At 71.4% G+C, this 26,073-nt stretch carries 24 protein-coding genes; 11 read left to right on the forward strand and 13 right to left on the reverse strand.

Going from position 1 to position 26,073, the window contains the following annotated elements; translation table 11 throughout:
* Positions 1-77: 77 nt before the first annotated feature.
* From V5F75_RS04235 to V5F75_RS04255, 5 genes are all read right to left on the reverse strand, one after another.
* On the reverse strand, positions 78-1,232 hold the full coding sequence (locus V5F75_RS04235; RefSeq protein WP_394033243.1) for an Mrp/NBP35 family ATP-binding protein: 1,155 nt from the start codon (positions 1,230-1,232) through the stop codon (positions 78-80).
* A gap of 225 nt (positions 1,233-1,457) precedes the next feature.
* Positions 1,458-2,123, reverse strand: coding sequence for a uracil-DNA glycosylase family protein (locus tag V5F75_RS04240; protein WP_394033244.1), 666 nt, complete (start codon positions 2,121-2,123; stop codon positions 1,458-1,460).
* Positions 2,116-2,859, reverse strand: a complete 744-nt coding sequence (locus V5F75_RS04245; protein ID WP_394033245.1) for an MBL fold metallo-hydrolase — start codon at positions 2,857-2,859, stop codon at positions 2,116-2,118. Before V5F75_RS04245 ends, V5F75_RS04240 begins: the two co-directional genes overlap by 8 nt.
* 4 nt (positions 2,860-2,863) lie before the next feature.
* Positions 2,864-3,475: a glutathione S-transferase gene (locus tag V5F75_RS04250; protein WP_394033246.1), complete on the reverse strand. Its 612-nt coding sequence runs from the start codon at positions 3,473-3,475 to the stop codon at positions 2,864-2,866.
* A gap of 154 nt (positions 3,476-3,629) precedes the next feature.
* Positions 3,630-4,151 carry a thermonuclease family protein gene (locus V5F75_RS04255; protein WP_394033247.1) on the reverse strand — a complete coding sequence of 174 codons (522 nt, stop codon included), beginning with the start codon at positions 4,149-4,151 and terminating at the stop codon, positions 3,630-3,632.
* Positions 4,152-4,411: 260 nt separating this feature from the next.
* Here V5F75_RS04255 and V5F75_RS04260 point away from each other — a divergent pair, with 260 nt between their 5' ends.
* Positions 4,412-5,353, forward strand: coding sequence for a sensor histidine kinase (locus V5F75_RS04260; protein ID WP_394033248.1), 942 nt, complete (start codon positions 4,412-4,414; stop codon positions 5,351-5,353).
* A gap of 259 nt (positions 5,354-5,612) precedes the next feature.
* Here the strand turns inward: V5F75_RS04260 and queG are convergent, their stop codons facing one another.
* On the reverse strand, positions 5,613-6,767 hold the full coding sequence (gene queG / locus V5F75_RS04265; protein WP_394033637.1) for a tRNA epoxyqueuosine(34) reductase QueG: 1,155 nt from the start codon (positions 6,765-6,767) through the stop codon (positions 5,613-5,615).
* The gene (locus V5F75_RS04270; RefSeq protein WP_394033249.1) at positions 6,764-7,453 is read right to left on the reverse strand and encodes a glutathione S-transferase family protein; all 690 of its coding nucleotides are present in this window, start codon (positions 7,451-7,453) and stop codon (positions 6,764-6,766) included. The genes queG and V5F75_RS04270 overlap by 4 nt, the downstream gene beginning before the upstream one ends.
* Before the next feature lie 397 nt (positions 7,454-7,850).
* Between V5F75_RS04270 and V5F75_RS04275 the strand changes: the two genes are divergently transcribed.
* A complete protein-coding gene (locus V5F75_RS04275; protein WP_394033250.1) occupies positions 7,851-8,657 on the forward strand; it encodes an undecaprenyl-diphosphate phosphatase in 807 nt (268 codons plus the stop codon).
* Between the two features lie 95 nt (positions 8,658-8,752).
* On the opposite strand, the gene V5F75_RS04280 is transcribed toward V5F75_RS04275, so the two are convergent.
* From V5F75_RS04280 to V5F75_RS04305, 6 genes are all read right to left on the reverse strand, one after another.
* On the reverse strand, positions 8,753-9,193 hold the full coding sequence (locus tag V5F75_RS04280) for an NfeD family protein (protein ID WP_394033251.1): 441 nt from the start codon (positions 9,191-9,193) through the stop codon (positions 8,753-8,755).
* Between the two features lie 7 nt (positions 9,194-9,200).
* Entirely contained in the window at positions 9,201-10,181 is a 981-nt protein-coding gene (locus V5F75_RS04285; protein ID WP_394033252.1) for an SPFH domain-containing protein, read from the reverse strand.
* Between the two features lie 637 nt (positions 10,182-10,818).
* On the reverse strand, positions 10,819-11,859 hold the full coding sequence (locus tag V5F75_RS04290) for an esterase-like activity of phytase family protein (RefSeq protein ID WP_394033253.1): 1,041 nt from the start codon (positions 11,857-11,859) through the stop codon (positions 10,819-10,821).
* Positions 11,859-13,748, reverse strand: a complete 1,890-nt coding sequence (gene cobT, locus V5F75_RS04295) for a cobaltochelatase subunit CobT (protein ID WP_394033254.1) — start codon at positions 13,746-13,748, stop codon at positions 11,859-11,861. Before cobT ends, V5F75_RS04290 begins: the two co-directional genes overlap by 1 nt.
* A gap of 78 nt (positions 13,749-13,826) precedes the next feature.
* The gene (gene cobS, locus V5F75_RS04300; protein WP_394033255.1) at positions 13,827-14,810 is read right to left on the reverse strand and encodes a cobaltochelatase subunit CobS; all 984 of its coding nucleotides are present in this window, start codon (positions 14,808-14,810) and stop codon (positions 13,827-13,829) included.
* 115 nt (positions 14,811-14,925) lie between these two features.
* Positions 14,926-15,555 carry a J domain-containing protein gene (locus V5F75_RS04305; RefSeq protein WP_394033256.1) on the reverse strand — a complete coding sequence of 210 codons (630 nt, stop codon included), beginning with the start codon at positions 15,553-15,555 and terminating at the stop codon, positions 14,926-14,928.
* A 209-nt stretch (positions 15,556-15,764) separates the two neighbouring features.
* Between V5F75_RS04305 and V5F75_RS04310 the strand changes: the two genes are divergently transcribed.
* The 9 genes from V5F75_RS04310 to V5F75_RS04350 all read left to right on the forward strand — a co-directional run bounded on the left by V5F75_RS04310 (position 15,765) and on the right by V5F75_RS04350 (position 26,038).
* Positions 15,765-16,064, forward strand: a complete 300-nt coding sequence (locus V5F75_RS04310; protein WP_394033257.1) for a BolA family protein — start codon at positions 15,765-15,767, stop codon at positions 16,062-16,064.
* Between the two features lie 87 nt (positions 16,065-16,151).
* Entirely contained in the window at positions 16,152-16,910 is a 759-nt protein-coding gene (queC, locus tag V5F75_RS04315; RefSeq protein WP_394033258.1) for a 7-cyano-7-deazaguanine synthase QueC, read from the forward strand.
* 11 nt (positions 16,911-16,921) lie between these two features.
* On the forward strand, positions 16,922-17,278 hold the full coding sequence (locus V5F75_RS04320) for a lysozyme inhibitor LprI family protein (RefSeq protein WP_394033259.1): 357 nt from the start codon (positions 16,922-16,924) through the stop codon (positions 17,276-17,278).
* A 52-nt stretch (positions 17,279-17,330) separates the two neighbouring features.
* A complete protein-coding gene (locus V5F75_RS04325; protein WP_394033260.1) occupies positions 17,331-18,023 on the forward strand; it encodes a pyrimidine 5'-nucleotidase in 693 nt (230 codons plus the stop codon).
* A gap of 201 nt (positions 18,024-18,224) precedes the next feature.
* Entirely contained in the window at positions 18,225-19,571 is a 1,347-nt protein-coding gene (locus V5F75_RS04330) for a GGDEF domain-containing protein (protein WP_394033261.1), read from the forward strand.
* On the forward strand, positions 19,564-20,418 hold the full coding sequence (locus tag V5F75_RS04335) for a GNAT family N-acetyltransferase (protein ID WP_394033262.1): 855 nt from the start codon (positions 19,564-19,566) through the stop codon (positions 20,416-20,418). Before V5F75_RS04330 ends, V5F75_RS04335 begins: the two co-directional genes overlap by 8 nt.
* Positions 20,419-20,662: 244 nt before the next feature.
* A complete protein-coding gene (locus V5F75_RS04340; protein ID WP_394033263.1) occupies positions 20,663-22,366 on the forward strand; it encodes an OFA family MFS transporter in 1,704 nt (567 codons plus the stop codon).
* Positions 22,367-22,599: 233 nt separating this feature from the next.
* Positions 22,600-23,982: a sigma-54-dependent transcriptional regulator gene (locus V5F75_RS04345; protein WP_394033638.1), complete on the forward strand. Its 1,383-nt coding sequence runs from the start codon at positions 22,600-22,602 to the stop codon at positions 23,980-23,982.
* Positions 23,975-26,038 (forward strand): cache domain-containing protein, encoded by a 2,064-nt coding sequence (locus tag V5F75_RS04350; protein WP_394033264.1) that lies wholly within the window; start codon positions 23,975-23,977, stop codon positions 26,036-26,038. The genes V5F75_RS04345 and V5F75_RS04350 overlap by 8 nt, the downstream gene beginning before the upstream one ends.
* Positions 26,039-26,073 lie beyond the last annotated feature (35 nt).

The raw sequence follows: 26,073 nt of genomic DNA on the forward strand, positions 1-26,073 counted from the left end.
TTTTTGCACCGCAAAAACGACGTTGGCGCACTCAAAAATGCGCCAACACCAGATATCGGGGAATAAAATTACTCGCGTTACTCGATGACGATGCGCGGAGCGGCCTTGGCGCCGGTCTCCAGGCGGTCGAGCGCGGCCTTCACGCCGCTCGCCACGTGGCGGTAGGCGGCGGCCTCCTCGCCCTCGGGATCGGCGACCACCACCGGGAGCCCCGCGTCCGACATCTCGCGGATGCGCATCTTGAGCGGGATCTCGCCCAGGAAGGGCACGCCCAGCTTGTCCGCCTCCGCGTGGGCGCCGCCGTGGCCGAAGATTTCCGAGCGCCCGCCGCAGTGGGGGCACACGAAATAGGCCATGTTCTCCACCACGCCCAGGATGGGCACGTTCACCTTCTCGAACATGGCCACGCCGCGCCGGGCATCGATGAGGGCGAGGTCCTGCGGGGTGGAGACGATGACGGCGCCGGCCAGGTTCACGTTCTGCGCCATGGTGAGCTGGGCGTCGCCGGTGCCGGGGGGCATGTCCACCACCAGCACGTCGAGCGGGCCCCACTTCACGTCGCGCAGCATCTGGGTGATGGCGCTCATCACCATGGGGCCGCGCCAGATCATCGGCGTCTCTTCTTCCACCAGGAAGCCGATGGACATCAGCTTCAGGCCGAAATTCTCGAGCGGGATGATGGTCTTGCCGTCCTCCATCTCGGGCTTCTGGCTGAGGCCGGCGAGGCGGGGCAGGGAGGGGCCGTAGATGTCGGCGTCGAGCAGGCCCACCTTCAGCCCCAGGTCGCGCAGGCCCAAAGCGAGGTTGATGGAGGTGGTGGACTTGCCCACGCCGCCCTTGCCCGAGGCCACCGCGATGATGGCCTTCACCCCCGGCACGGCGGTGCCCCTGGGCGCGGCCGGGGCATGGCCGTGAGCGGGCGCGTGGCCGTGGGCCGGCGCCGGCCGCGGAGCGGGGGCGGCGCGCTCGGCGGTGAGCGCCACCAGGGCCGAGGACACGCCCGGCACGGCGGCGGCGGCCTTCTCGGCGGCGATGCGCACGTCCTCCCAGGCACGGGCCTGGGCGGGGTCCACGTTGATGGACAGATAGGCCTTGCCGGAGGTGACCACCACGCCGGCGAGGGCGGGGGAGGCGGACAGGGGCACGCCTTCCGGCGTCCGCACCTGCTTAAGGGCGGCCCGCACGGCCTCTTCTGTCACCGCGGCGGTTTCGGCTGCGCCGTTGTCGGCCATCTCGTCTCTCCCGCGCCGCCGGCCTGCGCGGGCGCCCGGCAGAAGGGCGCCGAGCGCGCGGGCGGCACTCTGGAACCAATCGAATGTGCTCTTGCTTCGCACGATGCGACCCTTATGCAAAGCCTCACTAATGAGCGCTGCTCAAGCAGAAGGCAATTTGCGCGCCCAAGCTTCGTGCGCAAGCAAGATATTGCATACCCGCGCGGCGAAGGGGACACTTTCGTCTCATCCCGCTTCGGCGCCGAGGCGCAGGATGCGGGCGATGTCGGCCCTCAGCTCCGGCAGCAGCTCGGCCTCGAAGAAGGGGTTGCGCCTCAGCCAGCCGGTGTTGCGCCAGGACGGATGGGGCAGGGGATAGAGGATCACCGGCCGGGGCAGCCGCGCGCCCTCCGCCCGCACGGCGCGCCATGCGGCCACCGTCTCCGTGAGGCTTGCGCCGGCGAGGTGGGGCAGGCCGAGCCGCCGCAGGTGATAGGCCTGGGCCGGCCGGCCCACCGCCAGCACCAGGCGGAACGGCGGCAGGGCGGCGAACAGGGCGTCGTGCCACGTGGCCGCGCATTCGCGGCGGGGCGGCAGGTCCGCCCCCTTGGCGTCCTGGCCGGGAAAGCAGAAGCCCATGGGGGCGATGGCGATGCGCGTGACGTCGTAGAATTCGTCCGCGCTCACGCCCATCCAGGCGCGCAGCCGGTCGCCCGAGGCATCTGTGAAGGGCAGGCCGCTGGCGTGCACCCTGGTGCCGGGCGCCTGGCTCGCCACCAGGATGCGCGCCGTGGCGGACACCCGCAGCACCGGGCGCGGGGCCTGGGGCAGCGGCGCCCCGCGAGGTGCCTCCACGCACACCCGGCAGGCGCGGATGCGCGCCACCAGGGCGTCGAGCTCTGTCTCAGACATCGAGCACGAGGCCGTCCTCGGCGAGCAGGAACCGGGCGGTGTCCACCTCGCCCCGCCGCGCCAGCATCTCGCCGCCCATGTGGGTGAGCAGCACGCGGCCGGCCGTGAGCTCCGCCCGGCGGGCGGCGAGGGTGCGGTAGGCCATGTGGCCGGGCGGCGGATTCTCGAAGGCCGAGCATTCGCAGATGAAGAGATCGGCGTCGCGGGCGATGGGGCCGAGGGCATCGGTCCATTCCGTGTCGCCGGAGAAGGCGAGGGTGCGCGCCCCGTCTGTCAGCCTCAGGGCGGTGGCCGGCGCCCCGGCGGAATGGCGCACCTCGGCGGTGGTCAGAGTGAGCGGACCGAAGGCGGCGGTGGTGCCGGGTGCCACCTCCTCCACCCGCCAGGAGAAGAGCCAGGGGGTCGCGCCCATGCCGGGGAACATGGCTTCCATGAGGGTGTCGAGCCGCGCGCCGGTGCCGGGCGGGCCGACGATGAGGAGCGGCCGGGTGCGCGGCCGGGCGATCTGCCCGTCGAGGAGCAGGATCGGCAGGCCGCCGAAATGGTCGCCGTGCAGGTGGCTCAGCACGACCATGTCGAGGCGGGCGGTGTCGATGCCCAGCCGGGCGAGCGCCAGCGGGGCGGTGGCGCCGAAGTCCAGGGCCATGACACTGCCGCCGGTCTCGACCACATAGCAGGTGTTGCTCCGCCCGCCAGAGCAGAAGGCATCGCCACAGCCGGCCACCGTCAGTCGCATGGAATCACGCCTTCATGCTGGGGCGCTGGGAGACGATGTCGCGCCAGCGCCGGATGTGGGTGAGGCTCTCGGGCACCTCGGCGCGGATGGCGCGCATGAAGTCGATGGCGACGATGGCCGTGATGTCGGCCACCGTGAAGCGCTCGCCCGCTACATAGGCGCGCTCCGCCAGCTCCGTGTCCAGGAATTCGAGGAAGGCTTGGACGCGGGGCCGGTTGGCCTCGCCCCATTCGGGCACCTGGGGCACCTCCATGGCCGCCATGGCGGGGTTGAGGTGCCGCAGCACGGCCATGATCGGCGTGAGCAGTTCCAGCTCCACCCGCCGCTGCCACATCTCCACCAGGGCCTGTTCCAGGGGGCTCCTGCCGAACAGGTTGGGCTCGGGCTGCAGCGCCTCGAAATAGCGGCAGATGGCGATGCTCTCGGCAATGACGGTGCCGTCGTCCAGCTCCAGCGCCGGCACCCGCTGGCGCGGGTTGACGCGGGTGAAGGCGTCCGACTTGTGCTCGAGCTTGGCGAGGTCCACCGGCGCCACCGGCACCGTGATGCCCTTCTCGCTCAGGAAGATGCGCACCCGGCGCGGGTTCGGGGCGCGGGCGGTGTCGTGGAGCTTCATGGTCCGGCGTCTCCTCGCCGGGGCGTTGCCCGGCGCCTGCCGAGAGATCACGCCGCGCCCCGGCGCGCAAGATGGCGCGCAAGACGGCGCGTGGCGCTGCGTCGCCGTACCTTCCGCGCGCACTCCGGTGCGCCCCATGCTCTCCCTGCGGGCCTCAGCCGGAGCGCGGATGGGCGGCGCGGAAGTCGCGCGGCTGCTGGAACGGGCCGGCCCACAGGCCGCGCCCGGCGGCGCGGGCCTGCGCCTCCTCCGCCGCGTAGCCATGCCGGCCGTAGGACACGGCCAGCCCCCGCCGCACCATCTCGGCGCCCAGGTCGATCTCGGTGTCCGCGCCGGGGCTTCGGGTCGTGCAGCGCGCCAGGGCGCGCCCGTAGGCGTCGTTCCGCCTGGTGGCGCAGGTGAGGGGGCCGCTCCGCGCCAGTTCCGCCAGCGCCGTGCGCGCGGCGGTGCCGCAGGGCCAGGAGACGGCGGCGCCGCCGTCCTCGCGCCCGCAGGTCTGGTGCAGCTCGGGCGCGTCGATCCCTTCGAGGCGGATACGCCGGCCGTCGAGCTCCAGCGTGTCGCCGTCCACCGCCCGCGCGGCGCCGGAAAGCGCGGTTCCGCGCTCCAGCCATGCCACCGCCGCCGCCAGCGTGGCCAGGAGCGCGAACGCGAGGACGGTGTCGAGGACGCGCATGCAGCTCCCGTTCCGGCCGCCGGACCGGCCGCGATGGTTGACGGGCGAGCCTGGAGGGGGGAGCCTTAAGGGTTCGTTAACCGCCTTTCGGCGAGGAAACGGAAGATCCGTTGGAAAGGTTCATCCACGGCGGCGGCCGGCTTTCTCCGCCGCCGTCCGGGCCAGGGGGGCGGCGGGAAGCGCCACAGGTTCGCATGCACGGCTCCGTTCGGCTTCGCGTGTCCGACGCGCCCGGCTCCGCTGGCGGGGCCGGCGGACGCGTGCGTTCGCGCGGCCCGGTGCTTGCCGGGGCGCTGGCGCTCGCGGCGGGCCTGGGGGCGGGGGCCTGCGGCTTCGTCTTCGGCGGCATCCTTGCGGGCTCGGCCGCCGGCGTGGCCGCTCTCGCGGCGGGTGCCGTCCTGGCCTCTCGGATGTCCGCCGCGGAACGCGAGCGGGCGCGCCTCGAAGCAGACCTCGCCGCCGCCGAGGCCGGCCGCGCGAGGGCGGAGGCGGAGAGCCTCGCCAAATCGCGCTTCCTGGCCGAGATGAGCCACGAGCTGCGCACGCCCCTCAATACGGTGATGGGCTTTTCCGAGATGATGGCCGACGAGGTGCTGGGCGCCCACGCCGTGCCCGCCTATGGCGGCTACGCGCGCGACATCCTGTCCTCAGGCCGCCACCTGCTGGCGCTGGCCGACGACCTCCTGGACCTTGCCCGCATCGAAAGCGGCCACCGGGTGCTGCTGGAGACGCCGGTGCACCTGGAGCGGCTGGGGCAGGAGTGCCTCGCCATGCTGCGGCCCGATGCCGCCGCCCGCCGCGTCACCCTCACCCAGGAGGCCGGCGGCGCGGCGCGGCTGTGGGGCGACGAACGGGCGGTGCGGCAGATCGCCCTCAACCTTTTGGCCAATGCGGTGAAGTTCACGCCCGCGGGCGGCGCGGTGCGGCTGGTCACCGGCCGCGACGAGGCCGGCGCGCCCTTCCTGGCGGTGGAGGATACCGGCGCCGGGGTGAGCGAGAGCGAGCTGCCGCTGGAGGAGCTGCGCCACCGCGAGAGCCGGCTGGACGTGACCAGCGGGCGCGGGGCGGGCCTGGGGCTCGCCATCGTGCGCGCGCTGGCGGTGCTGCACGGCGGCGAGCTGACCCTGGTGCGCCGCGCCGGCGGCGGCACCAGCGCCCGCGTCACCTTTCCCAGCGGCCGCGCCCTTGGGGCGCCCGCCTGAAGCAATTCCAGCAAAAGTACGGAGCGGTTTTGCGTCCGGAATTGCGTCAACCCAATAATCGGAGCGTTTCCGAGCGAAGTGGAAACCGGTTCGCGTGAAGGAAACGCGTCATTGCGAGAGGATGGATCGTTTCGGCGTTTCCGTGAAACGCTCTCGCTGTCCCGGAACGCTTGCGCGTTCGGTGCGCCGGCCTGTGCGAAACGCGCGATCATGAACGAGATAAAGCCGTCTGCACGAAGGTGAGCGTGCCGCCGTCCGGTCAGAGCGCGCCCTCGGCCCGCCATTCGGCAAGCACGGTGTCGTCGGGCTCCTCCGGCACGTGGCGGGCCGCGAGGGCGCGCAGCTCGGCGGGCGGCAGCAGGCGCGCCAGCGCCCACACCGCCGCGCCGCGCACCAAAGGCGAGGCATCGGCGAGGCGGGCGGCGGCCATGCGGGCGAAGGCGGGGGCCTCGGCGGCGCCGGCGGCATTGCCCATGGCGACGAGCACGTTGCGGATGAAGCGGTCGCGCCCCACCCGCTTGACCGGGCTCTTGGGGAAGCGGGCGCGGAAGGCGGTGTCGTCGAGGGCGACCAGCTCCGCGAGGGGCGGGGCGCCGTTCTCGGCGCGGGCGGCGAGCTTCGCTTCGTGGCCCGCCACCGCGAACTTGTTCCAGGGGCAGGCGGCGAGGCAGTCGTCGCAGCCATAGATGCGGTTGCCCACCAGCGGGCGCAGCGCGCGCGGGATGGGCCCCTTCAGCTCGATGGTGAGGTAGGAGACGCAGCGCCGCGCGTCGATCCGGTAGGGGGCGGGGAAGGCGCCCGTGGGGCAGGCGTCGAGGCAGGCGCGGCAGGAGCCGCAATGGTCGCGCTCCGGCGTGTCGAAGGGCAGTTCCAGCGTGGTGGCGATGGCGCCGAGGAACAGCCAGGAGCCGAACGGCCGCGAGACCAGATTGGTGTGCTTGCCCTGCCAGCCGAGCCCGGCCGCCGCCGCCAGCGGCTTCTCCATGAGGGGGGCGGTGTCCACGAACACCTTCACGTCGCCGCCGCCGGCCGCCGCCAGCAGGGCGCGGGCGATGCGCTTCAGCTTCGGCTTGATGACCTCGTGATAATCCTCGCCACGCGCATAGACGGAGACGGCGCCGGCCGCGCGGTCCGCGAGCGCGGCGCGGGGGTCCGCGAGCGGCCCGTAGTTGAGGCCGAGCATCACCACCGCGCGCATGTCGGGCCACAGGACGAGCGGATCGGCGCGGCGTTCCAGGGTCTCGGCCATCCAGGCCATGTCGCCGTGGGCGCCCTCGCCCACCCATTGCGCGAGGCGCGCGCCCGCGGGCAGGCCGGCGCGCGGATCGGCGATGCCGACGGCGTCGAACCCCTCCGCGCGGGCGAGGTCGAGGATGCGCGCCCTGAGCGCCTCCGGGGTCGGCGCGGCTTTCAGAAATCCAGGTCCGCGTAGGTCTTGGAGGGCGGCATGCCCGGAATGCTCTCGTTGAGCAGGGCGCGGAAGGTGGGGCGCGACTTGATGCGCGCGTACCAGTCCCGCGCGTGCTCGTCCTCGTCCCAGGGCACGTCGCCCAGGTAGTCCGCCACCGAGAGATGGGCGGCGGCGGCGAGGTCCGCCTGGCTCAGCCGTTCTCCGGCGAGCCACTTGCGGGCCTTGGCGAGCCAGCCGATGTACTTCAGGTGATAGCGCAGGTTGGTGCGGGCCATGCGCAGCGCGGTGGCGTCCGGCGGGCCGCCGCCCTGCTGGCGGGTCATGTAGCGCTTGTGGATGCGCTCGCGCACCAGGGGCTCGGTGGATTCCACGTACATCTTCTCGTGGAACCAGCTGGTGAGCCGGCGCACCTCCACCCGCTCGCCGGGGTTCTCCGGCAGCAGGCGATGGTCCGCCAGGGCGAGGCCGCGGGTTTCATCCAGATATTCGGCGATGATGGTGGCGCCGGGCACGGAGGCGCACTGCTCCTCCACGATCACGGGCGTCTCGCCGGCGGGATTGAGGGCGAGGAAGCCCGGCCGGCGCTCCCATACCCGCTCCTCCACGAGCTCCGGCTCCAGCCCGTACTCGGCGAGCAGCAGGCGGACGAAGCGGGAATGGGGGCAGAAGGGATGATGGTGCAGATACATGAGGCTTATTCGCCGGGGCGTTCGAGCGCCGCGCGCTCACCCGGCCCCTTCATGTTTAGGGGCGGATTCTTTCCGATTGGTTCCATTCCGGGACCCGTACGCCGCATCGCGGCAGAGCCGGTGGAAATCTCCGCCCGCATCGTGAACGGAACGCCAAACGGCGGCGGATGCGTGCTGTCCTTCGCGGTCTAGAGCCCGCGGCCGCGGGCCGCAAGGGGTTGCGCTGGGGAATGTTTGTGCATTCGGCAGGGGCCTACCGTCTCCGGGCGCCGGCGTCGGCAGGCGACGCCGCGTCAGGGGTAGCGCGCGGGGTAATGGGGGCTTAAAGGCTCTGCGCCAGCATGGCGCGCGGTCGCGCCGCGCCCTTCCGTCTCCTCTCCTTCGGATCTTCCCGCCCATGACCCTCGGCGACATGTTTGAAGCGCTCGTGCTCGGCCTCGTGGAGGGCCTGACCGAGTTCATTCCCGTCTCCTCCACCGCGCACCTGCTGCTGCTCGGCCATTTCATCGGCTTCGAGAGCACCGGGCGCACCTTCGAGGTGCTGATCCAGCTCGGCGCGGTGCTGGCCATCCTCACCGTCTATTTCGAGCGCTTCGTGCGGGTGGCGAAGATGCTGCCCTCCAGCCCCGGCGCGCGGCGGTTCGTCATCGGCGTGGTGGTGGCGTTCCTGCCGGCGGCGGTGATCGGTGCGTTCGCCCACGGCTTCATCAAGAGCGTGCTGTTCGAGACGCCGGTGCTGATCTGCTGCACCCTCATCTTCGGCGGCATCGTGCTGCTGTTCATCGACAAGGTGGTGCCCGAGCCGCGCTACAACAACGCCATGGGCCTGCCCTGGCCGGTGGCGCTGAAGATCGGCTTCTGGCAGTGCCTCGCCATGATCCCCGGCATGTCGCGCTCGGGCTCCACCATCGTGGGCGCCATGCTGATGGGCGTGGACAAGCGCGCGGCGGCGGAATTCTCCTTCTTCCTCGCCCTGCCCACCATGCTCGGCGCCTTCACCTACGACCTCTACAAGAACCGCAACGCGCTCACCTTCGACGACGGGATGCTCATCGTTATCGGCTTCGTGGCGGCCTTCTGCGCGGCGGTGATGGTGGTGCGCTCGCTGCTCGATTTCGTCTCCCGCCATGGCTACAAGCCGTTCGGCTGGTGGCGTATCGCGGTGGGCGTGGCCGGGCTCATCGGGCTCGCGCTGGTGGGCTGAGCCCCGGCGGTCAACTGAGGTTCCAGCCCGCCGGGAGCGCTTCCGGCGGGCTTTTTCGTGTCCGGAGCGCCGGCGAGGGCCGGCGCCGGTGGGGATCAGGCGGGCTCCACCTTCAGCACCGTCCCGTCCACGCCCACCACCCGCACGTCGGTGCCGGCCGAGGCGTCGGGCCCGGCGACGCGCCACACCGTGTCATCGATGCGCACGCGGCCGGTGCCGCCGGTGATGGGCTCCTCCAGGGTGAACACGCGGCCCACGAAGGCCTGCGCCCGCCGGTTCAGGAACGGCCGGTCGGAGGCCTTGCCGGGCGCGGGGGAGACCTTGCGCCCCACCAGCACCGCCACCACCGCCAGGGCGGCGAAGGCCAGCACCTCACCCTGCCAGGCGAGGTCCGCCACATAGGAGAGGGCGCCGGTGGCCAGCGCCGCGAGGCCGAGCCACAGCAGGAAGGCGCCGGGCACCGCGATCTCGGCCACCAGCAGGACGCCGCCGAGCACGAACCAGGCCCAGGGCCCGAGGCCGGAGAGGAGGCTCATGACGGCCTCACGCCGAGGGCGGGGTGGCGGGCCCGGTGGGGCGCGGCCGGTGGAGCGGGGGCTGCGCCTCGGACCCGAAGGCGTTGCGGGCGATCTCGCCGATGCCGGCGAGGGAGGAGAGCAGGGCCGTGCCCTCGTAGGGCACCAGCACCACCTTCTGGTTGGGGGCCGCGCCCAGGGTCGCGAACGCCTTCACGTATTTTTCGGCGATATAATAGTTCAGCGCCGCCGGATCGCCGCTCGCCACCGCGTCGGAGAGCACCTGGGTGGCGCGGGCCTCGGCCTCGGCGAGGCGCTCGCGTGCCTCCGCATCGCGGAAGGCGGCCTCGCGCCGGCCCTCCGCCTCCAGGATCTGGCTCTGCTTCTGGCCTTCCGCCTTCAGGATCTCGGACTGCCGCAGGCCCTCCGCCTCCAGGATGGCGGCGCGCTTCTCGCGCTCGGCCTTCATCTGGCGGGCCATGGCGTTCACGAGGTCGGCCGGCGGCACGATGTCCTTGATCTCGATGCGGTTGATCTTGACCCCCCAGGGGGCGGCCGCCGCATCCACCACCGCCAGCAGGCGCACGTTGATCTCGTCGCGGTGGGACAGGAGCTGGTCGAGGTCCATGGAGCCCATGACGGTGCGGATGTTGGTCATGGTCAGGGCCAGGATGGCGCGGTCGAGCCGGGCCACCTCGTAGGAGGCGCGGGCGGCGTCGAACACCTGGAAGAAGGCCACCCCGTCCACCGAGACGGTGGCGTTGTCCTTGGTGATGACCTCCTGGGTGGGCACGTCCAGCACCTGCTCCATCACGTTCACCTTGTTGCCGATGCGGTCGATGAACGGGACGATGAGGTTGAGGCCGGGGGAAAGGGTCTTGGTGTAGCGGCGGAAGCGCTCCACCGTGTATTCGTAGCCCTGCGGCACGGTCTTCACCCCGGCGAAGACGATGGCGATGGCGAGCACCAGGAGCACGATCACGAACAGGTTCGGGCCGATCTCGATCATGGGGCCTCCTCTAGAGCGCCTTCCGCTCGCACAGGCTCGCGATAAGCGCTCTAGATTATTGAAATCACGCATTTTCTTCACGCGAACCGGGATCCACTTCGCTTGAAAATGCTCTAGCCGCCCGCCGCGCCCCTGCATATGGGGAGGCGCGCCGGCGGGCGCAGTCGAGCATGGCCCCGCCACGCCCGCAAGGGCGTGCCGGCGCCGGCCGCCGACGACCCGGATGATGTTCGGGATGATGTCCGGAACGAAGGGCGATCATCCCGTCCGCGCCGATTCGGACGCGTTTCGTTCGCCCTTGGTGCCGCCGCGGCCGCCGGGCCGTGTCCCGAACCGGGACGCGGCTGGGGGCAGCGATTCGGACGTGGTTCACCCCCTGTTTGTTCTTATCGGAGGCAGCGCCCGTCCCGGAGCGGGACGCACTGCGGTTTCACGGCGCGCGCCACCCCTCTTCGGCCCCGGTCTTCGACCGGCGCCGGATGAACGGGCTTCGCTCACGAGCAGGTTTTGCCCGAGAGGGTTTCCCCGTTTGATGGACGCGGGGAAACCCTCCTGGCCCTTGCGTTGACGCGCATTTGTCACGCAACCCGGTTCCGCTTCGTTCGAACACGCCCGCGCCCCGGACGGGCCTCTGACCTCAGTCGGGCGAGACCGCGAAGCGCAGCAGCACGGTGCGCTGGATGGGGCTGAAATTATCGTCGGAGATCATGGTGAGCAGGGTCTCGCCGGCCGCGTTGGTGGTGATGGCGAGGCCCTCCATGTTGTCGATCTCGTAGCCGCTGTCGAAGGTGCCGAGCACGGTGCCGGTGAGCACCGCCCCCGGCTTCACCTCCGAGAGGGAGAAGCGGCGCAGCTGCATCAGCACCCCCGTGGCGAGGGAGAAGTGCCGCTCCAGCAGGTACATGTCGCCGTTGGGGGCGATCGCGAGGTCGGTGGCGTTGAAGGGCGGGCTCTTGGTGATGGTGAAGCGCCCCGGCTCGGCCCCGCCGATGATGAAGCCCGGCAGGTCCTCGCCCTTGCGGATGCCGTCCTCGCCGATGCCGATGAGGGCGCCCTTGAGGGGGCCGGAAAGCACGTAGGCGAGGCTTTCGAGGCCCAGGTTGTTGCGCAGGTCCTTCACCATGGGGGCCGGCACGCGGGTGCCGTTCTGGCCCATCGGATCGCGCGGGTAGCGCCAGATCTCGTTCACGTCCTCCATGCCCACATAGACCGCGTCGGGCGCGATGGTGAGGGATTCGCTGTCGCCGCGCCCGCGCTGGGCCTGGAGGCGCCCGGCGTCGTCCTTGAGGGCGGCGGCGGTCACGTCGGACAGGCCCACCGGCCGGTCGCCGTCCACGTCGAGGTGGCCGGAGATGAACACGCCGGCGTCGGTGACGGCGAGGAAGCGGTTGTCTTGCCCCAGGGTGAAGCCGGAAATGCCGCCGAAGGCGGGATAGGCGGACTTCAGCACCAGCCCGCCGCGGAAGCTCAGGGGGCCGAAGCGGGTGCCGTCCTCGCCCACCCTGAAGCGGGTGATGGGCGTCGCCGTGACGGTGAGCGCCTCCGGCTGCTCGGGCAAAGCGGTGGGCTTGGAGATGGCGGTGGAGACCAGCTCCACCCCGCCCAGGGCAAGCACGAACGCGCCGGCCACGGCGATGCCGGCGATCCGCGCGAAACGGCGGCGGGAAACCTCCCCCATCAATGCACCCGGCGCCCGCGCGCCGGCGCCGCCGGCTTCTCCGCGAACAGCTCGGCGAGCTTCTCGGTCATCACTCCGCCCAGCTCCTCGGCGTCCACGATGGTGACGGCGCGGCGGTAGTAGCGTGTCACGTCATGGCCGATGCCGATGGCGATGAGCTCCACCGGCGAGCGGGTCTCGATCTCGGTGATGATGTGGCGCAGGTGGCGCTCCAGGTAGTTGCCGGGATTCACCGAGAGGGTGGAATCGTCCACCGGCGCGCCGTCGGAGATCATCATCAGGATGCGCCGGGCCTCGGTGCGGGCCAGCAGGCGCTGGTGCGCCCAGTCGAGCGCCTCGCCGTCGATGTTCTCCTTCAGCAGCCCCTCGCGCATCATCAGGCCCAGGCTGCGCCGCGCGCGCCGCCAGGGGGCGTCGGCGGCCTTGTAGATGATGTGGCGGAGGTCGTTGAGGCGGCCGGGGCCCGCCGGCTTGCCGGCGGCGAGCCACGCCTCGCGGGACTGGCCGCCCTTCCAGGCGCGGGTGGTGAAGCCCAGCACCTCCACCTTCACCCCGCAGCGCTCCAGGGTGCGGGCCAGGATGTCGGCGCAGGTGGCCGCCACCGTGATGGGGCGGCCCCGCATGGAGCCGGAATTGTCGATGAGCAGCGTCACCACCGTGTCGCGGAAGTCGGTGTCGCGCTCGCGCTTGAAGGAGAGGGCGGCGGTGGGGTCGGTGACCACGCGGGAGAGGCGCGCGGGGTCCAGCACGCCCTCCTCCAGGTCGAACTCCCAGGCCCGGTTCTGCTGGGCCAGCAGGCGCCGCTGCAGCCGGTTGGCGAGCCGCGCCACCACCCCCTGGAGGTTGGAGAGCTGCTTGTCCAGGTAGGCGCGCAGGCGGGTCAGCTCCTCCGGGTCGCAGAGGTCCTCGGCGTGCACCTCCTCGTCGAACTTGGTTGTGAACGCGTGGTATTCCGGCCCGCGGTTGTCGTGGGTCACCTGGGGGCGGGGCTGCCAGGGCTCGGCGGCCTCGTCGCTGTCGCCGGGCTCGGCGCCCTCGGGCATGTCGTCGGGCGGGGCGGCCTCGGCGTCGATCTCGCCGAGGGGAAGCTCCTCCTCGGAGAGCTGGGCCTCGGCGTCGGAGGCGCCCTGCTGGCTCTCGTCCTGCTTGGACTGTCCCTGCTCGGCGCCCTCCTCCTCGGCGCCGCCCTGGTTCTCGTCGTCCTCCTCGTCGCTCTCGGTGTCGAGGCTGGAATCCTCGCCCATGTCGAGGGCGGAGAGGAGATGTCGCGCGATCTCGCCGAAGCGCTTCTGGTCGCCGATGGAGGCGAGCATCCGGGCGAGGTCCTTGCCGGCCCGCTCCTCGATATAGGGGCGCCAGAGGTCCACGAGCTTCTTTGCGTCGCGCGGCGGCGCCTCGCCGGTGAGGCGCTCACGCACCAGCAGGGCGAGGGCGTCCTCGATGGGGGCCTCCGAGCGCTCGGTGATGTCGGCGAGGTTGGCGCGGTGGTAGCGGTCCTGGAGCATGGCCGCGATGTTGTGCCTGGTGCCGGGCATCCGGTTGGCGCCGAGCGCCTCCACGCGCGCCTGTTCCACCGCCTCGAACACGGCGCGGGCGGTCTCGCCCGCCGGCAGCATGCGGCGGTGCACGGCGGCATCGTGGCAGGCGAGCTTGAGGGCGAGCGCATCGGCCTGCCCGCGCACGATGGCGGCGTCATGGGCCGTGAGGCGGCGCGGCGGCTCCGCGAGGCGCACCCGGCCGGCGGAGAGGCCGGGCCGCTCGCTGGTGAACGTCACCTCGAACTCGGGCACCCCGGCGATGGCCTTGAAGCAGCCCGTCACCGCCCGCTTGAACGGCTCGACGGACGCTTCCGCTGGCGTCTTTGCGGGGGTGCGGTTGGTGGGGGCCATGGCGCGGCTCTTTCTCGGCTCTCGTCACGCGGGGCCGGGCGCCGGCCGCGGGGGCCGGCACCCGGTGGAGGGGCGCCCTCAGGAGAGGGCGACGTTCACCGTGCTCTCGGTCAGCTCCTGGCCGAAGCAGCGCTGGAAGAACTCGGCCACCAGGGGCCGCTCCAGCTCGTCGCACTTGTTGAGGAAGGTGACGCGCAGCGCGAAGGCGATGTCCTTGAAGATGTCCGCGTTCTCGGCCCAGGTGATGACCGTGCGCGGGCTCATGACGGTGGAGAGGTCGCCGTTGATGAAGGCCTGCCGGGTGAGGTCGGCGAGGCGCACCATGCGGTTCACCGTGTCGCGCCCTTCCTGGTTCTGGAAGTGCTTGGCCTTGGCCAGCACGATATTCACTTCCTGGTCGTGGGCCAGGTAGTTCAGCGTGGTGACGATGGACCAGCGGTCCATCTGCGCCTGGTTGATCTGCTGGGTGCCGTGGTAGAGGCCGGTGGTGTCGCCGAGGCCGATGGTGTTGGCGGTGGCGAACAGCCGGAAGGCGGGATGGGGGCGGATGACCCGGCTCTGGTCGAGCAGGGTGAGCCGGCCGGAGGATTCCAGCACGCGCTGGATGACGAACATCACGTCCGGGCGGCCGGCGTCGTACTCGTCGAACACCAGAGCGATGTTGTTCTGGTAGGCCCAGGGCAGGATGCCGTCCCGGAACTCGGTCACCTGCAGCCCGTCCTTGACCACGATGGCGTCCTTGCCGATGAGGTCGATGCGCGAGATGTGGCTGTCGAGGTTGATGCGCACGCACGGCCAGTTGAGCCGCGCCGCCACCTGCTCGATGTGGGTGGACTTGCCGGTGCCATGGTAGCCCGTGACCATGACGCGGCGGTTGTGGGCGAAGCCCGCCAGGATGGCGAGGGTGGTCGGCCGGTCGAACAGATAGTCGGGGTCGAGATCCGGCACGTGCTCGTCCGGCTCGGAATAGGCCGGCACCTCCATGTCGATGTCGATGCCGAAGGTCTGGCGCACCGACACTTTCATGTCCGGGGTGGGGCTCAGGGTTTCGGTGCCGCTCATAAGTCCTCCGTGGGCGGGTGCTGTGCGCCCTTCGCGTCTGAAGCTCAGCCCGGCAGGCTCGGCCGAAGCCGCCTTTCGGGCAATATGAAAAAATGTCGTGCCCGGCGCGCCGGGGTCAGCAGAAGCCCGCCTGCTTGAGGTTGGCATAGGCCTGGATGACGGAGCGCAGCCGGTCCTCCGACGAGCGGTCGCCGCCGTTGGCGTCGGGATGGTGCAGCTTCACCAGCTCCTTGTAGCGGGCCTTGATCTCGTCCGCGCCGGCGGACATCTCCAGCCCCATCACCTCCAGCGCCCGGCGCTCGGTGTTGCGGATGGCGCGGCCCTCTGGCTCCTCCGGCGCGTGGCGGGCGCGGAAGGCGCCGCCCATCTCGGGGCCGAAGCCGAACGGATCGCGCATGCCCTCCTGCTTCATCGCCTCGGCGAAGGGGTGGCCCCTCTCGCCCGGCTGCTCGCCCTTCACGCCCATGCGCCAGGTGGGGCGATGGCCGGTGAGGGCGTCCTTCTGGAAGGCGGAGACGGCATCGTCGGGCATGCCGGCGAAATAATTGTAGGACTGGTTGTATTCCTTCACATGGTCGAGGCAGTAGTTCCAATACTGCCCCTCCAGGCTCCGCCCCTTCGGCGCGCGGTGGGTCCCCGGCGCGTCGCATCCCGGCCACTGGCAGCACGTCTGCTGCGGCGCGCGCGAGCGGTCGTCGCCGGATTTCACGCGGATGCGGTCGAAGAGCGGGGAGTTCAGCTTCATGGTCGGGCGATTATGAGCGCCGCGCCGCGGCGCGGCAAGGAATGAGCTTGGCTCCGGGACGGAGGGGCGAGGCACCCCCGAGGGGGCGCGCGGCGCCAGGATAGGCGGGCCACGATAACGCTTATATAATGCCCGCCGGCCGGCACGCCATCGTGGCGCGGCATTGTGATCGCTTCATTTCAGGCGTTGTTTCAGGCATCGGATTCCTCATGTCACAGACCTCCCTCTCCGCCATCCGCGAGACGCTGCAGAGCGGCCTCCACCCCCTCGTCCTCGACCTCGTGGACGAGAGCCACAAGCACGCGGGCCACATGGGCGTGAGCCACGACCACAAGGGCGCTCACCGCGAGGACGGCGGCGTGACCCACGTGAAGGTGCGCGTGGTGGCGCCCGGCTTCGCCGGCAAGAGCCGCGTGGAGCGCCACCGCATGGTGAACGCCCTCCTGGAGGGGGAGATCGCCAAGGGCCTGCACGCCATCTCCATCGACGCCAAGGCTCCGGGGGAGTAAGCCTGCCCCGGCGGACGGCGCCGGCGGTTCCGGGACCAGGAACGGGTCCGCGCCGGCGCGGACCCGCAGGACGAGACACGAGCCGAGATGACCACCCCCGAAGCGCGCGAACCCGAAGGTGCCCCGGAGGGGGCGTTGGTGCTGTTCTCCGGCGGCCAGGATTCCACCACCTGCCTCGCCTTTGCGCTGGAGCGCTTCGAGCGGGTGGAGACGGTGGGCTTCGACTACGGCCAGCGCCATGCGGTGGAGCTGGAATGCCGTCCCCGCGTGCGCGAGGCGCTCGCCCGCCTCAACCCCGCCTGGCGCGCCCGGCTCGGGGCCGACCACATGGTGAGCCTCGACGCCCTCGGCCGGATCTCCGAGACGGCGCTCACCCGCTCGGTCGCCATCGAGATGGAGGCGGACGGCCTGCCCAACACCTTTGTGCCGGGGCGCAACCTCGTCTTCCTCACCTTCGCGGCGGCCCTGGCCTACCGGCGCGGGCTCCGGCACATGGTCGGCGGCATGTGCGAGACCGACTTCTCCGGCTATCCCGACTGCCGCGACGACACGGTGAAGGCCATGCAGGTGGCGCTCAACCTCGGCATGCAGAGCCGGTTCGTGCTCCACACCCCGCTCATGTGGATCGACAAGGCCGAGACCTGGCGGCTGGCGGAGAGCCTCGGCGGGGCGGCCCTGGTGTCGCTGATCCAGGAAGAGACGCACACCTGCTACCTCGGCGCGCGCGGCGAGCGGCACGACTGGGGCTATGGCTGCGGCGACTGCCCGGCCTGCCGTCTTCGCGCCGACGGATATGCGCGCTACCGTGCCCAGGTCCGCGGCGCCGCCGTGCCGGCGGAGCGATGAGGAGGGGCCCCATGCGCGCTGGTTTCGTTTCCATCGCCGCCGCGATGCTCGCGGCCGGCTGGCTTTTCGCCGGCCCGGCGGCGGCCGCCAGCTTCGATTGCGCCACCGCCAGGGCGGCCGACGAGAAGACGGTATGCGCCGATTGCGGCCTGCAGCAGCTCGACGTGAAGCTCTCCACCCTCTACGGCGTCATCACGAAGCTGGTGGCCATGGGCCAGCGCGGCGACATCCAGGACGCGCAGCGGGCGTGGCTCTCGCGCCGCGCCCTGTGCGGGAGCGATGCCGCCTGCGTGCGCCAGGCCTATGAGGCCCGCATCCGCGAGCTGGAGGCAGGCCTTTCCGCCATCTACGCGCGCGGGCCGTTCTGACCCGTCCCATCCTCGATCCGGCGCGCCCCGCCGGCGCGCCCGCGAGCCTTTCATGACCCTAGAGCCGTCCCGCTTCCATCACGTCGATACCTGGGTGTTCGACCTCGACAACACCCTCTACAGCGCCGACCACGACCTGTGGCCGCAGATCGACGCCCGCATGAAGGCGTACATCTCCGATTTCCTGCGGATCGCGCCCGACGACGCCTTCCGGCTGCAGAAGGACTATTACCGGCGCTACGGCACCTCCCTGCGCGGGCTGATGATCGAGCACCGGATGGACCCGGAGGCCTTCCTCAACGCCGTGCACGACATCGACCTCTCGGGCCTCGCCGCCACCCCCCGGCTCGGCGCCGCCATCGATGCCCTGCCGGGGCGCAAGCTCGTCTACACCAACGGCTCCGAACGCCATGCCCGCAACGTGCTGGAGAAGCTCGGCATCGACGACCGCTTCAACGCCGTGCACGATATCGTAGCGGCCGAGTTCCATCCCAAGCCCACCGAGGCGGCCTACCGCCGCTTCCTCGACGCCCATGGCGTGGAGCCGCGGCGCGCGGCCATGTTCGAGGACCTCGCCCGCAACCTGGAGGTGCCGCACCGCCTGGGCATGGCGACGGTGCTCGTGGTGACGCCCGGTGCCGCGGGCGCCGGCCACCGCGAGGCATGGGAGCTGGAGGGCCGGGAGGCCGCCCACGTGGATGAGGTGACGGACGACCTCGCCGCCTTCCTCGAACGGCTGGCCTGAGATCAGGGCCGACGCGGCATTCGAGTGAAACTCAACCGCGCTGGCCGAAGACCGGGCCGATGGCATGCGAACCGCCCGCAACCTGCCGGGAAAAAGCACACTTTATGCGCGCCGCTGCGGTAATTTTCACCTGTACAGCCACGCGGGGCACGCTACCTTCATGAGGGGCGGTTCCGTGAACGGTGGCTGGAGGGGAACCAGGTGTCCGCAGGGAAGAGCGCGGATCGTTTCGCGTGGCTCGATCTGGTCTTCACCCCCCTGCTCGCCATCGAGCCGGACGGGCTGACGGTCCGTCGCGCCAACGCCCAGGCGGCGGGCCTCTTCGGCCGCGATCCCCAGAGGCGCGACGTTGCCGGGCGCGACGTCACCGGACAGGACCTCACCGGCCGCGATCTCACCGAGCTTCTCGGCGCCTATGCCGCCGGGCGGGTGCGCGGCCTGCTGATGGACGAGGCGCACGACACCGAGGAGATGGTGCTCTATTGCCGCACCCCCATCGGCCTCGCCACCCTGGGCTTCAAGGCCGCTCCCCTGCCCGACGGGCTCGGCTTCCTCGTCACCCTGCGCGATCACGGCACCCGCGGGCCGGCGCCGGGGCGCGGCGGCGCCACCGCCGCGGTGGTCGATTTCTGCACCATGCTCGAGGACATCGTGCGCTCGCTGCCGGTGGGGGTGGAGATCTACGACCGCAACATGCGCGAGTTGTTCTGCAATGCCATGTCGGACCACCTTCTGGGCTACGACTACCGTGGCGCCGCGCCCCACCACGACGACTGGTGGGAAAAGGGCTTTCCCGACGATGCCGTCCGCGCCCAGGTGATCGCCGACTGGCGCGCCCGCATCGAGCGGGTGCGGGCCGACCCGCACGTGGTGGAGCAGGTGGAGTGGGAGGTGGCCTGCCGCGACGGGCAGACGCGCACGCTCCAGTTCCGGTTCCGCTTCATCGGCGACACCTACATCGTCGTCTACTGGGACGTGTCGGAGCGCCGCCGGCTGGAGGAGGAGCTGCGTCACCTCGCCGTCACCGACGAGCTGACCGGCCTGTGCAACCGCAGGCGCTTCTTCGAGGAGGCGGACCGCGCCTTCCGCATCGCCGTCGCCACCGAATCCGACCTCTCGGTGCTGATGCTCGACCTCGATCATTTCAAGTCCGTCAACGACGGCTTCGGCCATGCCGCGGGCGACGCCGTGCTGCGCGAGGTGGCGGCGCGGCTGAGGGATTCCCTGCGCTCGCGCGACCTGCCGGCGCGCATGGGCGGGGAGGAATTCGCCGTGCTCCTGCCCCACACCGATGCCTTCGGCGCGGCGCAGGTGGCGCAGAATCTCATCGCCTCCCTCTCCGACCGCCCGGTGATGGTGGGCGAGGCCGCGCTCGATGTGCGGGCGAGCATCGGTGTGTCGTTCCTGATGGACGGGGATCGTGGCATCGAGGCCATCATCGAGCGGGCGGATCACGGGCTCTATGCCGCCAAGGGCGGCGGGCGCAACCGCATGGTGATGTTCCCCGCCCGTGCGCCGGCGGACGATGAGGAGGCCGACCGTGGCTGAGGCCCGGGTGCGGCCCCTCGCGGCGGGCGAGGTGGAGACCGCCGTGGAGTGGGCCGCCCGCGAGGGCTGGAATCCCGGCCCTGCCGATGCCGCGGCCTTTCGCGCCCAGGACGGCGAGGGCTTTCTCGGCCTGTTCTTGGCGGGCGAGATGGCGGCGACCCTTTCCGCCGTGCGCTACGCGGGCGGCTTCGGCTTGGGCTTCGGTTTCTTGGGCTTCTACATCTGCCGGCCGGACCTGCGCGGCCGTGGGCTCGGGCTCGCCCTGTGGCGGGCGGGCCTGGCGCGGCTCGACGGCCTGACGGCGGGGCTCGACGGGGTGGTGGCGCAGCAGGCCAATTACGCCGCCTGCGGCTTCGTGCTCGCCCACCGCAACATCCGCTACGGCGGCCGCGCGCGCCCTGCGGGCGTGGACGATCCGCGCGTCGTGGCGCCGGGGCCGGAGCTGCTGGCGCGGGTGGCGGCCTGCGACGAGGCCCATTTCGGCTTTCCGCGCCCCGCCTTCCTCGCCCGCTGGCTCCATCCGCCCGGCGGCGCGGTGCGGGTGCTGGTGGAGGAAGGCGCCGTCACCGGCTACGGGGTGGCGCGGCGGTGCCGCGAGGGCTTCAAGATCGGCCCCCTGTTCGCGGCCACGCCGGGAGACGCGCGTGCCCTCCTCGCAGCCCTGGCGCCGGCGGCGGGCACAGAGCCCCTCTATCTCGACGTGCCCGAGCCCAATGCGGAGGCACGGGCGCTGGCGGAGGAGGCGGGCCTCGCCCCCGTGTTCGAGACCGCGCGCATGTATCGCGGGCCGGCGCCGCGCCTGCCGCTGGCGCGCATCTTCGGCATCACCAGCTTCGAGCTGGGCTGAGAGCGCCGGCCGGGCACCCGCCCGGACTGCGTCATTTTGACCATATTCGCCGGGACGGAGCCGCCTCGATGGACAAAATGTCCATATGTGTGCCGGCGCGTGCGTGCGGATGCCCTTTGATTCCAGCCCTTTGCCGCGCTCCCGCGCGCGGCGCGCGCTTGGCCTCCTGTTTGCAATTCCTCACCCGCCCACGCCCCGGCGCGGGCCGGCAAAACGCCAGAACAAGAACACGCCAGGAGGAAGAATGTCCGTCACCACCCTCGCCCCACCGCCATTCCTGAGCCGTGAGCGCACCGTCGCCGGCGCCGGCTTCAACCGCTGGCTGGTGCCGCCGGCCGCCCTCGCCATCCATCTGTGCATCGGCATGGCCTATGGCTTCAGCGTGTTCTGGCTGCCGCTCTCGCGCGCCGTCGGCATCACCGCGCCGGTCGCCTGCCCGGCCGACATGGGCTTCATCGCCGGCCTGTTCGCCACCTCCTGCGACTGGCAGATCTCCCAGCTCGGCTGGATGTACACCCTGTTCTTCGTGCTGCTCGGCTCCTCGGCGGCGGTTTGGGGCGGCTGGCTGGAGCATGCCGGCCCGCGCAAGGCGGGCCTCGTCTCGGCCTTCTGCTGGTGCGGCGGGCTCGTGATCTCGGCGCTGGGCGTCTACCTGCACCAGATCTGGATGCTGTGGCTCGGCTCCGGCGTCATCGGCGGCATCGGGCTCGGCCTCGGCTACATCTCGCCGGTCTCCACCCTCATCAAGTGGTTCCCGGACCGGCGCGGCATGGCCACCGGCATGGCCATCATGGGCTTCGGCGGCGGCGCCATGATCGGCGCGCCGCTGGCCAACATGCTGATGCAGCATTTCGCCACGCCCACCTCGGTGGGCGTGTGGCAGACCTTCCTCGCCATGGCCGCCATCTACTTCGTGTTCATGGTGGCCGGCGCGCTCGGCTACCGCGTCCCGCGCGAGGGCTGGAAGCCGGCCGGCTGGACGCCCCCCGCCGCCAGCGCCAACGCCATGGTCACCCATCGCCACGTGCACCTGAACGTGGCCTGGAAGACCCCGCAGTTCTGGCTGCTGTGGGCGGTGCTGTGCCTCAACGTCTCGGCCGGCATCGGCGTCATCGGCATGGCCTCGCCCATGCTGCAGGAAGTGTTCGGCGGGCGGCTGATCGGGCTCGACCTCACCTTCTCGGAGCTCGACGCCGGGCAGAAGGCGCAGATCGCCGCCATCGCCGCCGGCTTCACGGGCCTGCTCTCCCTGTGCAACATCGGCGGGCGCTTCGGCTGGGCCTCCTTCTCCGACCGGCTGGGCCGCAAGATGACCTATGCGGTCTTCTTCGTGCTGGGCTTCGCGCTCTATGCGCTGGTGCCCACCACCGCCCACATGGGCTCGGTGGTGCTGTTCGTGCTGGCCTTCTGCATCATCCTGTCCATGTACGGCGGCGGCTTCGCCACCATCCCGGCCTATCTGGCGGATATCTTCGGCACCCACATGGTGGGCGCCATCCACGGCCGGCTGCTCACCGCCTGGGCCACCGCCGGCGTGCTCGGCCCGGTGCTGGTGAACTACCTGCGCGAATACCAGATCGCCTCCGGCATCCCGCGCTTCGCGGCCTATGACCAGACCATGTACATCCTGGCCGGGCTCCTGGTGCTGGGCTTCATCGCCAACCTGCTGGTGCGGCCCCTTCCCGAGCACCTCTACATGACCGACGAGGAGCTGAAGAAGGCCGGCAAGCTCGCCGCCCAGAAGAAGGAAGAAGAAGTCCACGCCGACTTCGAGGATTTCGAGGAAGAGGCGAAGGACGGCGTTTCCGCCTCTAGCCGCGGCTCCACGCCGGTGGCGCAGGGCTCGACCCCGGTGGCGCTGGTGGCGGTGGCCTGGCTCGCCGTGGGCCTGCCCCTGGTCTGGGGCGTGTGGATCACCCTGCAGAAGGCGGTGATCCTCTTCCACTGATCGTCCCATCCGGGCGGGCGGGGGCCGGTCGCTTGCCGGTTCCCGCCCGCCATTTGATCGCCGCAGCGATTTGAGCGATTGATAAGCTCGATGACGAACGGGCCGCGCGGGCTTGCCCCGCCTGAGAAGCCCGCCGGCATCGGGGAGGAAGCCCGGCGCCCGGCGCCGCGCTTCGGGCATGGTCCCCGCCGCCCGGCCGGCGCGGGCCGGGAAACTGCGGCCGACCCATGAGCATGACCAGCCCCGCCCCGGCGGAGAGCGCCACCGACGGCACCTTCAGCCCCCATCTTTCGGAATCCGCCGTGCTGGTGGTGGACGACGAGCCCGGCATGCGCAACTTCCTCACCCGCATGCTTGGCCCCCGCTGCCGGCAGGTGGCGGAAGCCTCGGACGTCGCGGGTGCCGCGCGCCTGCTGGAGGCGACGCCCTTCGACCTCATCATCCTCGACAACATCATGGCCGCCCGCTCCGGGCTCGACTGGCTGAAGGAGCTGCGCGCCACCGGCTTCTACGGCGAGGTGATTCTCATCACCGCCTTCGCCGACCTGGAGACCGCCATCGAGGCGCTGCGGGCCGGGGCGGCGGATTTCGTGCTGAAGCCGTTCCGCTCCAGCCAGATCCTCAACGCCATCGCCCGCTGCCTGGAGCGCGGGCGCCTGTTCCGCGAGAATTTCGTGCTGCGGCGCGAGCTTTCCGGCCTGCCGCGCGCCGCCGGCCCCTCGCCGCTGGTGGGCGAATCCCTCTCCATCCGCGCCGTGCGCGACATGGTGGCCCGCGTCGCGCCCATGCCCACCACCGTGCTGGTGACGGGGGAGAGCGGCACCGGCAAGGAGGTGACCGCCCGCGCCCTCCACACCGCCTCGCCCCGCGCCCAGAAGCCGTTCGTGCCGGTGAACTGCGCCGCCATCGCCCCCGAGATCATCGAGAGCGAGCTGTTCGGCCACCTGAAGGGCGCCTTCACCGGCGCGGCCTCCTCCCGCGAGGGGCTGTTCTTCTATGCCCAGGGCGGCACGCTGTTCCTCGACGAGGTGGGGGAGCTGCCGCCCGGCCTCCAGGCCAAGCTGCTGCGCGTGATCGAGGACAAGAAGGTGCGCCCGGTGGGCGCCGAGCGCGAGGTGCCGGTGGACGTGCGCCTGGTCGCCGCCACCAATTGCGACCTGAAGGAGATGGTGGCCTCCGGCCGGTTCCGGCAGGATCTTTACTGGCGCCTCAACGTGGTGAACATCCACCTCGCCCCCCTGCGCGAGCGGGCGGCGGATGTCGCACCCCTGGCCCGCCTGTTCATGGCGGAGCTGTCCGCCACCCTGGGCGTGCCGCCGCTGGAGCTTTCCGAGGGCGTGCTGCGCGCGCTCGCCCGCTACCCCTGGCCCGGCAACGTGCGCGAGCTGCGCAACGTGATCGAGCGCGCGCTCATCCTGGGGGATTTCCCGCGCGACGTGGTGCCCGCCGCCGACGGGGAGGGCGAGGAGGCCCACTCCCAGGCGCTGGAGGCGGTGGAGAAGCACCACATGCTCAAGGTGCTTTCCGAGGCCGCCGGCAACCGGGCGGAAGCCGCGCGCCGGCTCGGCGTCTCGCGCAAGACCCTCGACCGCAAGCTGAAGGCCTGGCATGGCTGAGGGCGCCGGGGCCGGGCCGCGCCCGTCCGGGGCGCTCGGGCGCCTCGGCTCCGTGCGCATGCGCCTGCTCGCCATCGCGCTGCTGCCCACCCTCATCATCCTGCCCCTGGTGCTGCTGCTGGCGGTGGGCTGGTGGACCCGCCAGTTCGACCGCCTGCTCATCTCCAAGGTACAGGGCGACCTCACCATCGCCCGCCAGTATCTCGACCGCCTGATGGAGCGCTCGGACGAGACCCTGCACGCGCTCGGTGATTCGGTGGCGTTCGAGAGGGTGGCCCAGGGCGGGGACCGGGCGGCGCTCGCGGCCTTCCTCGCCGCGCGCCGCGCCGCGCTGGGGCTCGATTTCCTCTATGTGCTCGACGCCTCCGGGGCGCTGGTGGCGGCCTCGCCCCCAGGCGCCCGGCCGGATGCGGGCGCCATCGCCGCCATGCCGGTGGTGGAACGCGCGCTGGCCGGGCGGGCGGGCTCGTCCATCGAGGTGTTCGGGCCCGAGGCCCTCGCCCGTATCTCGCCCGAGCTGGAGGCGCGGGCCCGCGTGGACCTCGTGCCCACCCCCGGCGCCGTGCCCACCGAACGCACCCAGGAAGGGCGCGGCATGGTGGTGCAGTCGGCCGCCCCGGTGCGGCTCGCGGGCGGGGCGGAGGGCGCGTTCAGCGGCGCCCTGGTGGGCGGGGTGCTGCTGAACCGCAACCTCGATTTCATCGACACCATCAACGAGCTGGTCTACGGCCGCGGCGCCCTGCCCGCCGGCAGCGAGGGCACCGCCACCCTGTTCCTCGACGACGTACGCATCTCCACCAACGTGCGCCTGTTCGAGGGCAAAAGGGCGCTCGGCACCCGCGTCTCGGGCGAGGTGCGCGGGGCGGTGCTGGACGAGGGGCGGGTGTGGCTCGATCGTGCCTTCGTGGTGAACGACTGGTACATCTCCGCCTACGAGCCCATCCTCGATTCCGCCGGGCGCCGGGTGGGCATGCTTTACGTGGGCTTCCTGGAGGCGCCTTTCCTGGCGCTGAAGCGCGCGATCCTTATCGCCGTGGGGGTGGGCTTCGTGCTGGTGGCGGCGGTCACCATCCCCGTGTTGCTGCGCTGGGCGGCGGGCATCTTCCGGCCGCTGGAAGCCATGAACGCCACCATCTCCCGCGTGGAGGAGGGGGACCTTTCCGCCCGCACCGGCCTGTCGGGGCCGGATGACGAGATCGGCCGCCTCGCCCACCATCTCGATGCCATGCTGGACCTGCTGCGTCAGCGCGACGCCCAGTTGCGCCACTGGGCCGATGCGCTCGACGCCCGCGTGGCGGCGCGCACCCGCGAGCTGGAGCAGGCCAATGCCGAGCTCGCCGCCGCCCAGAAGCAGCTGGTGATGAGCGGCAAGCTCGCCGCCATCGGCGAGATCACGGCCGGCATCGCCCACGAGATCAACAATCCGGTGGCGGTCATCCAGGGCAACCTCGATGTGGCGCGCGAGCTGCTGGGCCGGGCGGCGGCCCCGGTGCGCACCGAGTTCAACCTCATCGACCAGCAGGTGCACCGCATCAACGTCATCGTCTCGAAGCTGCTCCAGTTCGCCCGGCCCGGCGAGTTCGCCGGCGCCTGCGAGCCGGTGGCGCCGGCCGAGGTGATCGGCGACAGCCTGCTTCTGGTGCAGCACCTCGTCTCCCGCGCCGAGATCGCGGTGGAGCGGCGGGAGACGGCCGAGGGCCTCGTGTTCATGAACCGGGTGGAGCTGCAGCAGGTGCTCATCAACCTGATGGTGAACGCGGTCCATGCCATGCCCGCCGGCGGCACCCTCGCCATCGAGAGCCGCGACGAGGCCCGCGGCGGGCGCCCCGGCGTCGCCGTGGCGGTGCGCGACACCGGGCGCGGCATCCCCGCCGGGCATCTGGCGCGGGTGTTCGATCCCTTCTTCACCACCAAGGGCCAGGGCGGCACCGGGCTCGGCCTCTCCATCAGCTACACCCTGGTGGAGCGGGCCGGCGGCGCCATGGGGGTGGAGAGCGCCGAGGGCGCCGGCAGCGTCTTCACCGTGTGGCTGCCGCGGGTGGAGGCAGACACATGAGATCATGATTCCGGCCGGGTGCGATCTTGAGAACG

Origin of the sequence: Xanthobacter albus, from assembly GCF_043194895.2 — a bacterium.
In the GTDB taxonomy this organism is placed as follows: Bacteria; Pseudomonadota; Alphaproteobacteria; order Rhizobiales; family Xanthobacteraceae; genus Xanthobacter.

Excerpts from the sequence above, each read along its gene's own strand:
- V5F75_RS04235 (WP_394033243.1), bottom strand. The coding sequence starts at position 1,232 with ATGGCCGACAACGGCGCAGCCGAAACCGCCGCGGTGACAGAAGAGGCC.
- V5F75_RS04240 (WP_394033244.1), bottom strand. The coding sequence starts at position 2,123 with ATGTCTGAGACAGAGCTCGACGCCCTGGTGGCGCGCATCCGCGCCTGC.
- V5F75_RS04245 (WP_394033245.1), bottom strand. The coding sequence starts at position 2,859 with ATGCGACTGACGGTGGCCGGCTGTGGCGATGCCTTCTGCTCTGGCGGG.
- V5F75_RS04250 (WP_394033246.1), bottom strand. The coding sequence starts at position 3,475 with ATGAAGCTCCACGACACCGCCCGCGCCCCGAACCCGCGCCGGGTGCGC.
- V5F75_RS04255 (WP_394033247.1), bottom strand. The coding sequence starts at position 4,151 with ATGCGCGTCCTCGACACCGTCCTCGCGTTCGCGCTCCTGGCCACGCTG.
- V5F75_RS04270 (WP_394033249.1), bottom strand. The coding sequence starts at position 7,453 with ATGTATCTGCACCATCATCCCTTCTGCCCCCATTCCCGCTTCGTCCGC.
- V5F75_RS04275 (WP_394033250.1), top strand. The coding sequence starts at position 7,851 with ATGACCCTCGGCGACATGTTTGAAGCGCTCGTGCTCGGCCTCGTGGAG.
- V5F75_RS04280 (WP_394033251.1), bottom strand. The coding sequence starts at position 9,193 with ATGAGCCTCCTCTCCGGCCTCGGGCCCTGGGCCTGGTTCGTGCTCGGC.
- V5F75_RS04285 (WP_394033252.1), bottom strand. The coding sequence starts at position 10,181 with ATGATCGAGATCGGCCCGAACCTGTTCGTGATCGTGCTCCTGGTGCTC.
- V5F75_RS04290 (WP_394033253.1), bottom strand. The coding sequence starts at position 11,859 with ATGGGGGAGGTTTCCCGCCGCCGTTTCGCGCGGATCGCCGGCATCGCC.
- cobT (WP_394033254.1), bottom strand. The coding sequence starts at position 13,748 with ATGGCCCCCACCAACCGCACCCCCGCAAAGACGCCAGCGGAAGCGTCC.
- cobS (WP_394033255.1), bottom strand. The coding sequence starts at position 14,810 with ATGAGCGGCACCGAAACCCTGAGCCCCACCCCGGACATGAAAGTGTCG.
- V5F75_RS04305 (WP_394033256.1), bottom strand. The coding sequence starts at position 15,555 with ATGAAGCTGAACTCCCCGCTCTTCGACCGCATCCGCGTGAAATCCGGC.
- V5F75_RS04310 (WP_394033257.1), top strand. The coding sequence starts at position 15,765 with ATGTCACAGACCTCCCTCTCCGCCATCCGCGAGACGCTGCAGAGCGGC.
- queC (WP_394033258.1), top strand. The coding sequence starts at position 16,152 with ATGACCACCCCCGAAGCGCGCGAACCCGAAGGTGCCCCGGAGGGGGCG.
- V5F75_RS04320 (WP_394033259.1), top strand. The coding sequence starts at position 16,922 with ATGCGCGCTGGTTTCGTTTCCATCGCCGCCGCGATGCTCGCGGCCGGC.
- V5F75_RS04325 (WP_394033260.1), top strand. The coding sequence starts at position 17,331 with ATGACCCTAGAGCCGTCCCGCTTCCATCACGTCGATACCTGGGTGTTC.
- V5F75_RS04340 (WP_394033263.1), top strand. The coding sequence starts at position 20,663 with ATGTCCGTCACCACCCTCGCCCCACCGCCATTCCTGAGCCGTGAGCGC.
- V5F75_RS04345 (WP_394033638.1), top strand. The coding sequence starts at position 22,600 with ATGACCAGCCCCGCCCCGGCGGAGAGCGCCACCGACGGCACCTTCAGC.
- V5F75_RS04350 (WP_394033264.1), top strand. The coding sequence starts at position 23,975 with ATGGCTGAGGGCGCCGGGGCCGGGCCGCGCCCGTCCGGGGCGCTCGGG.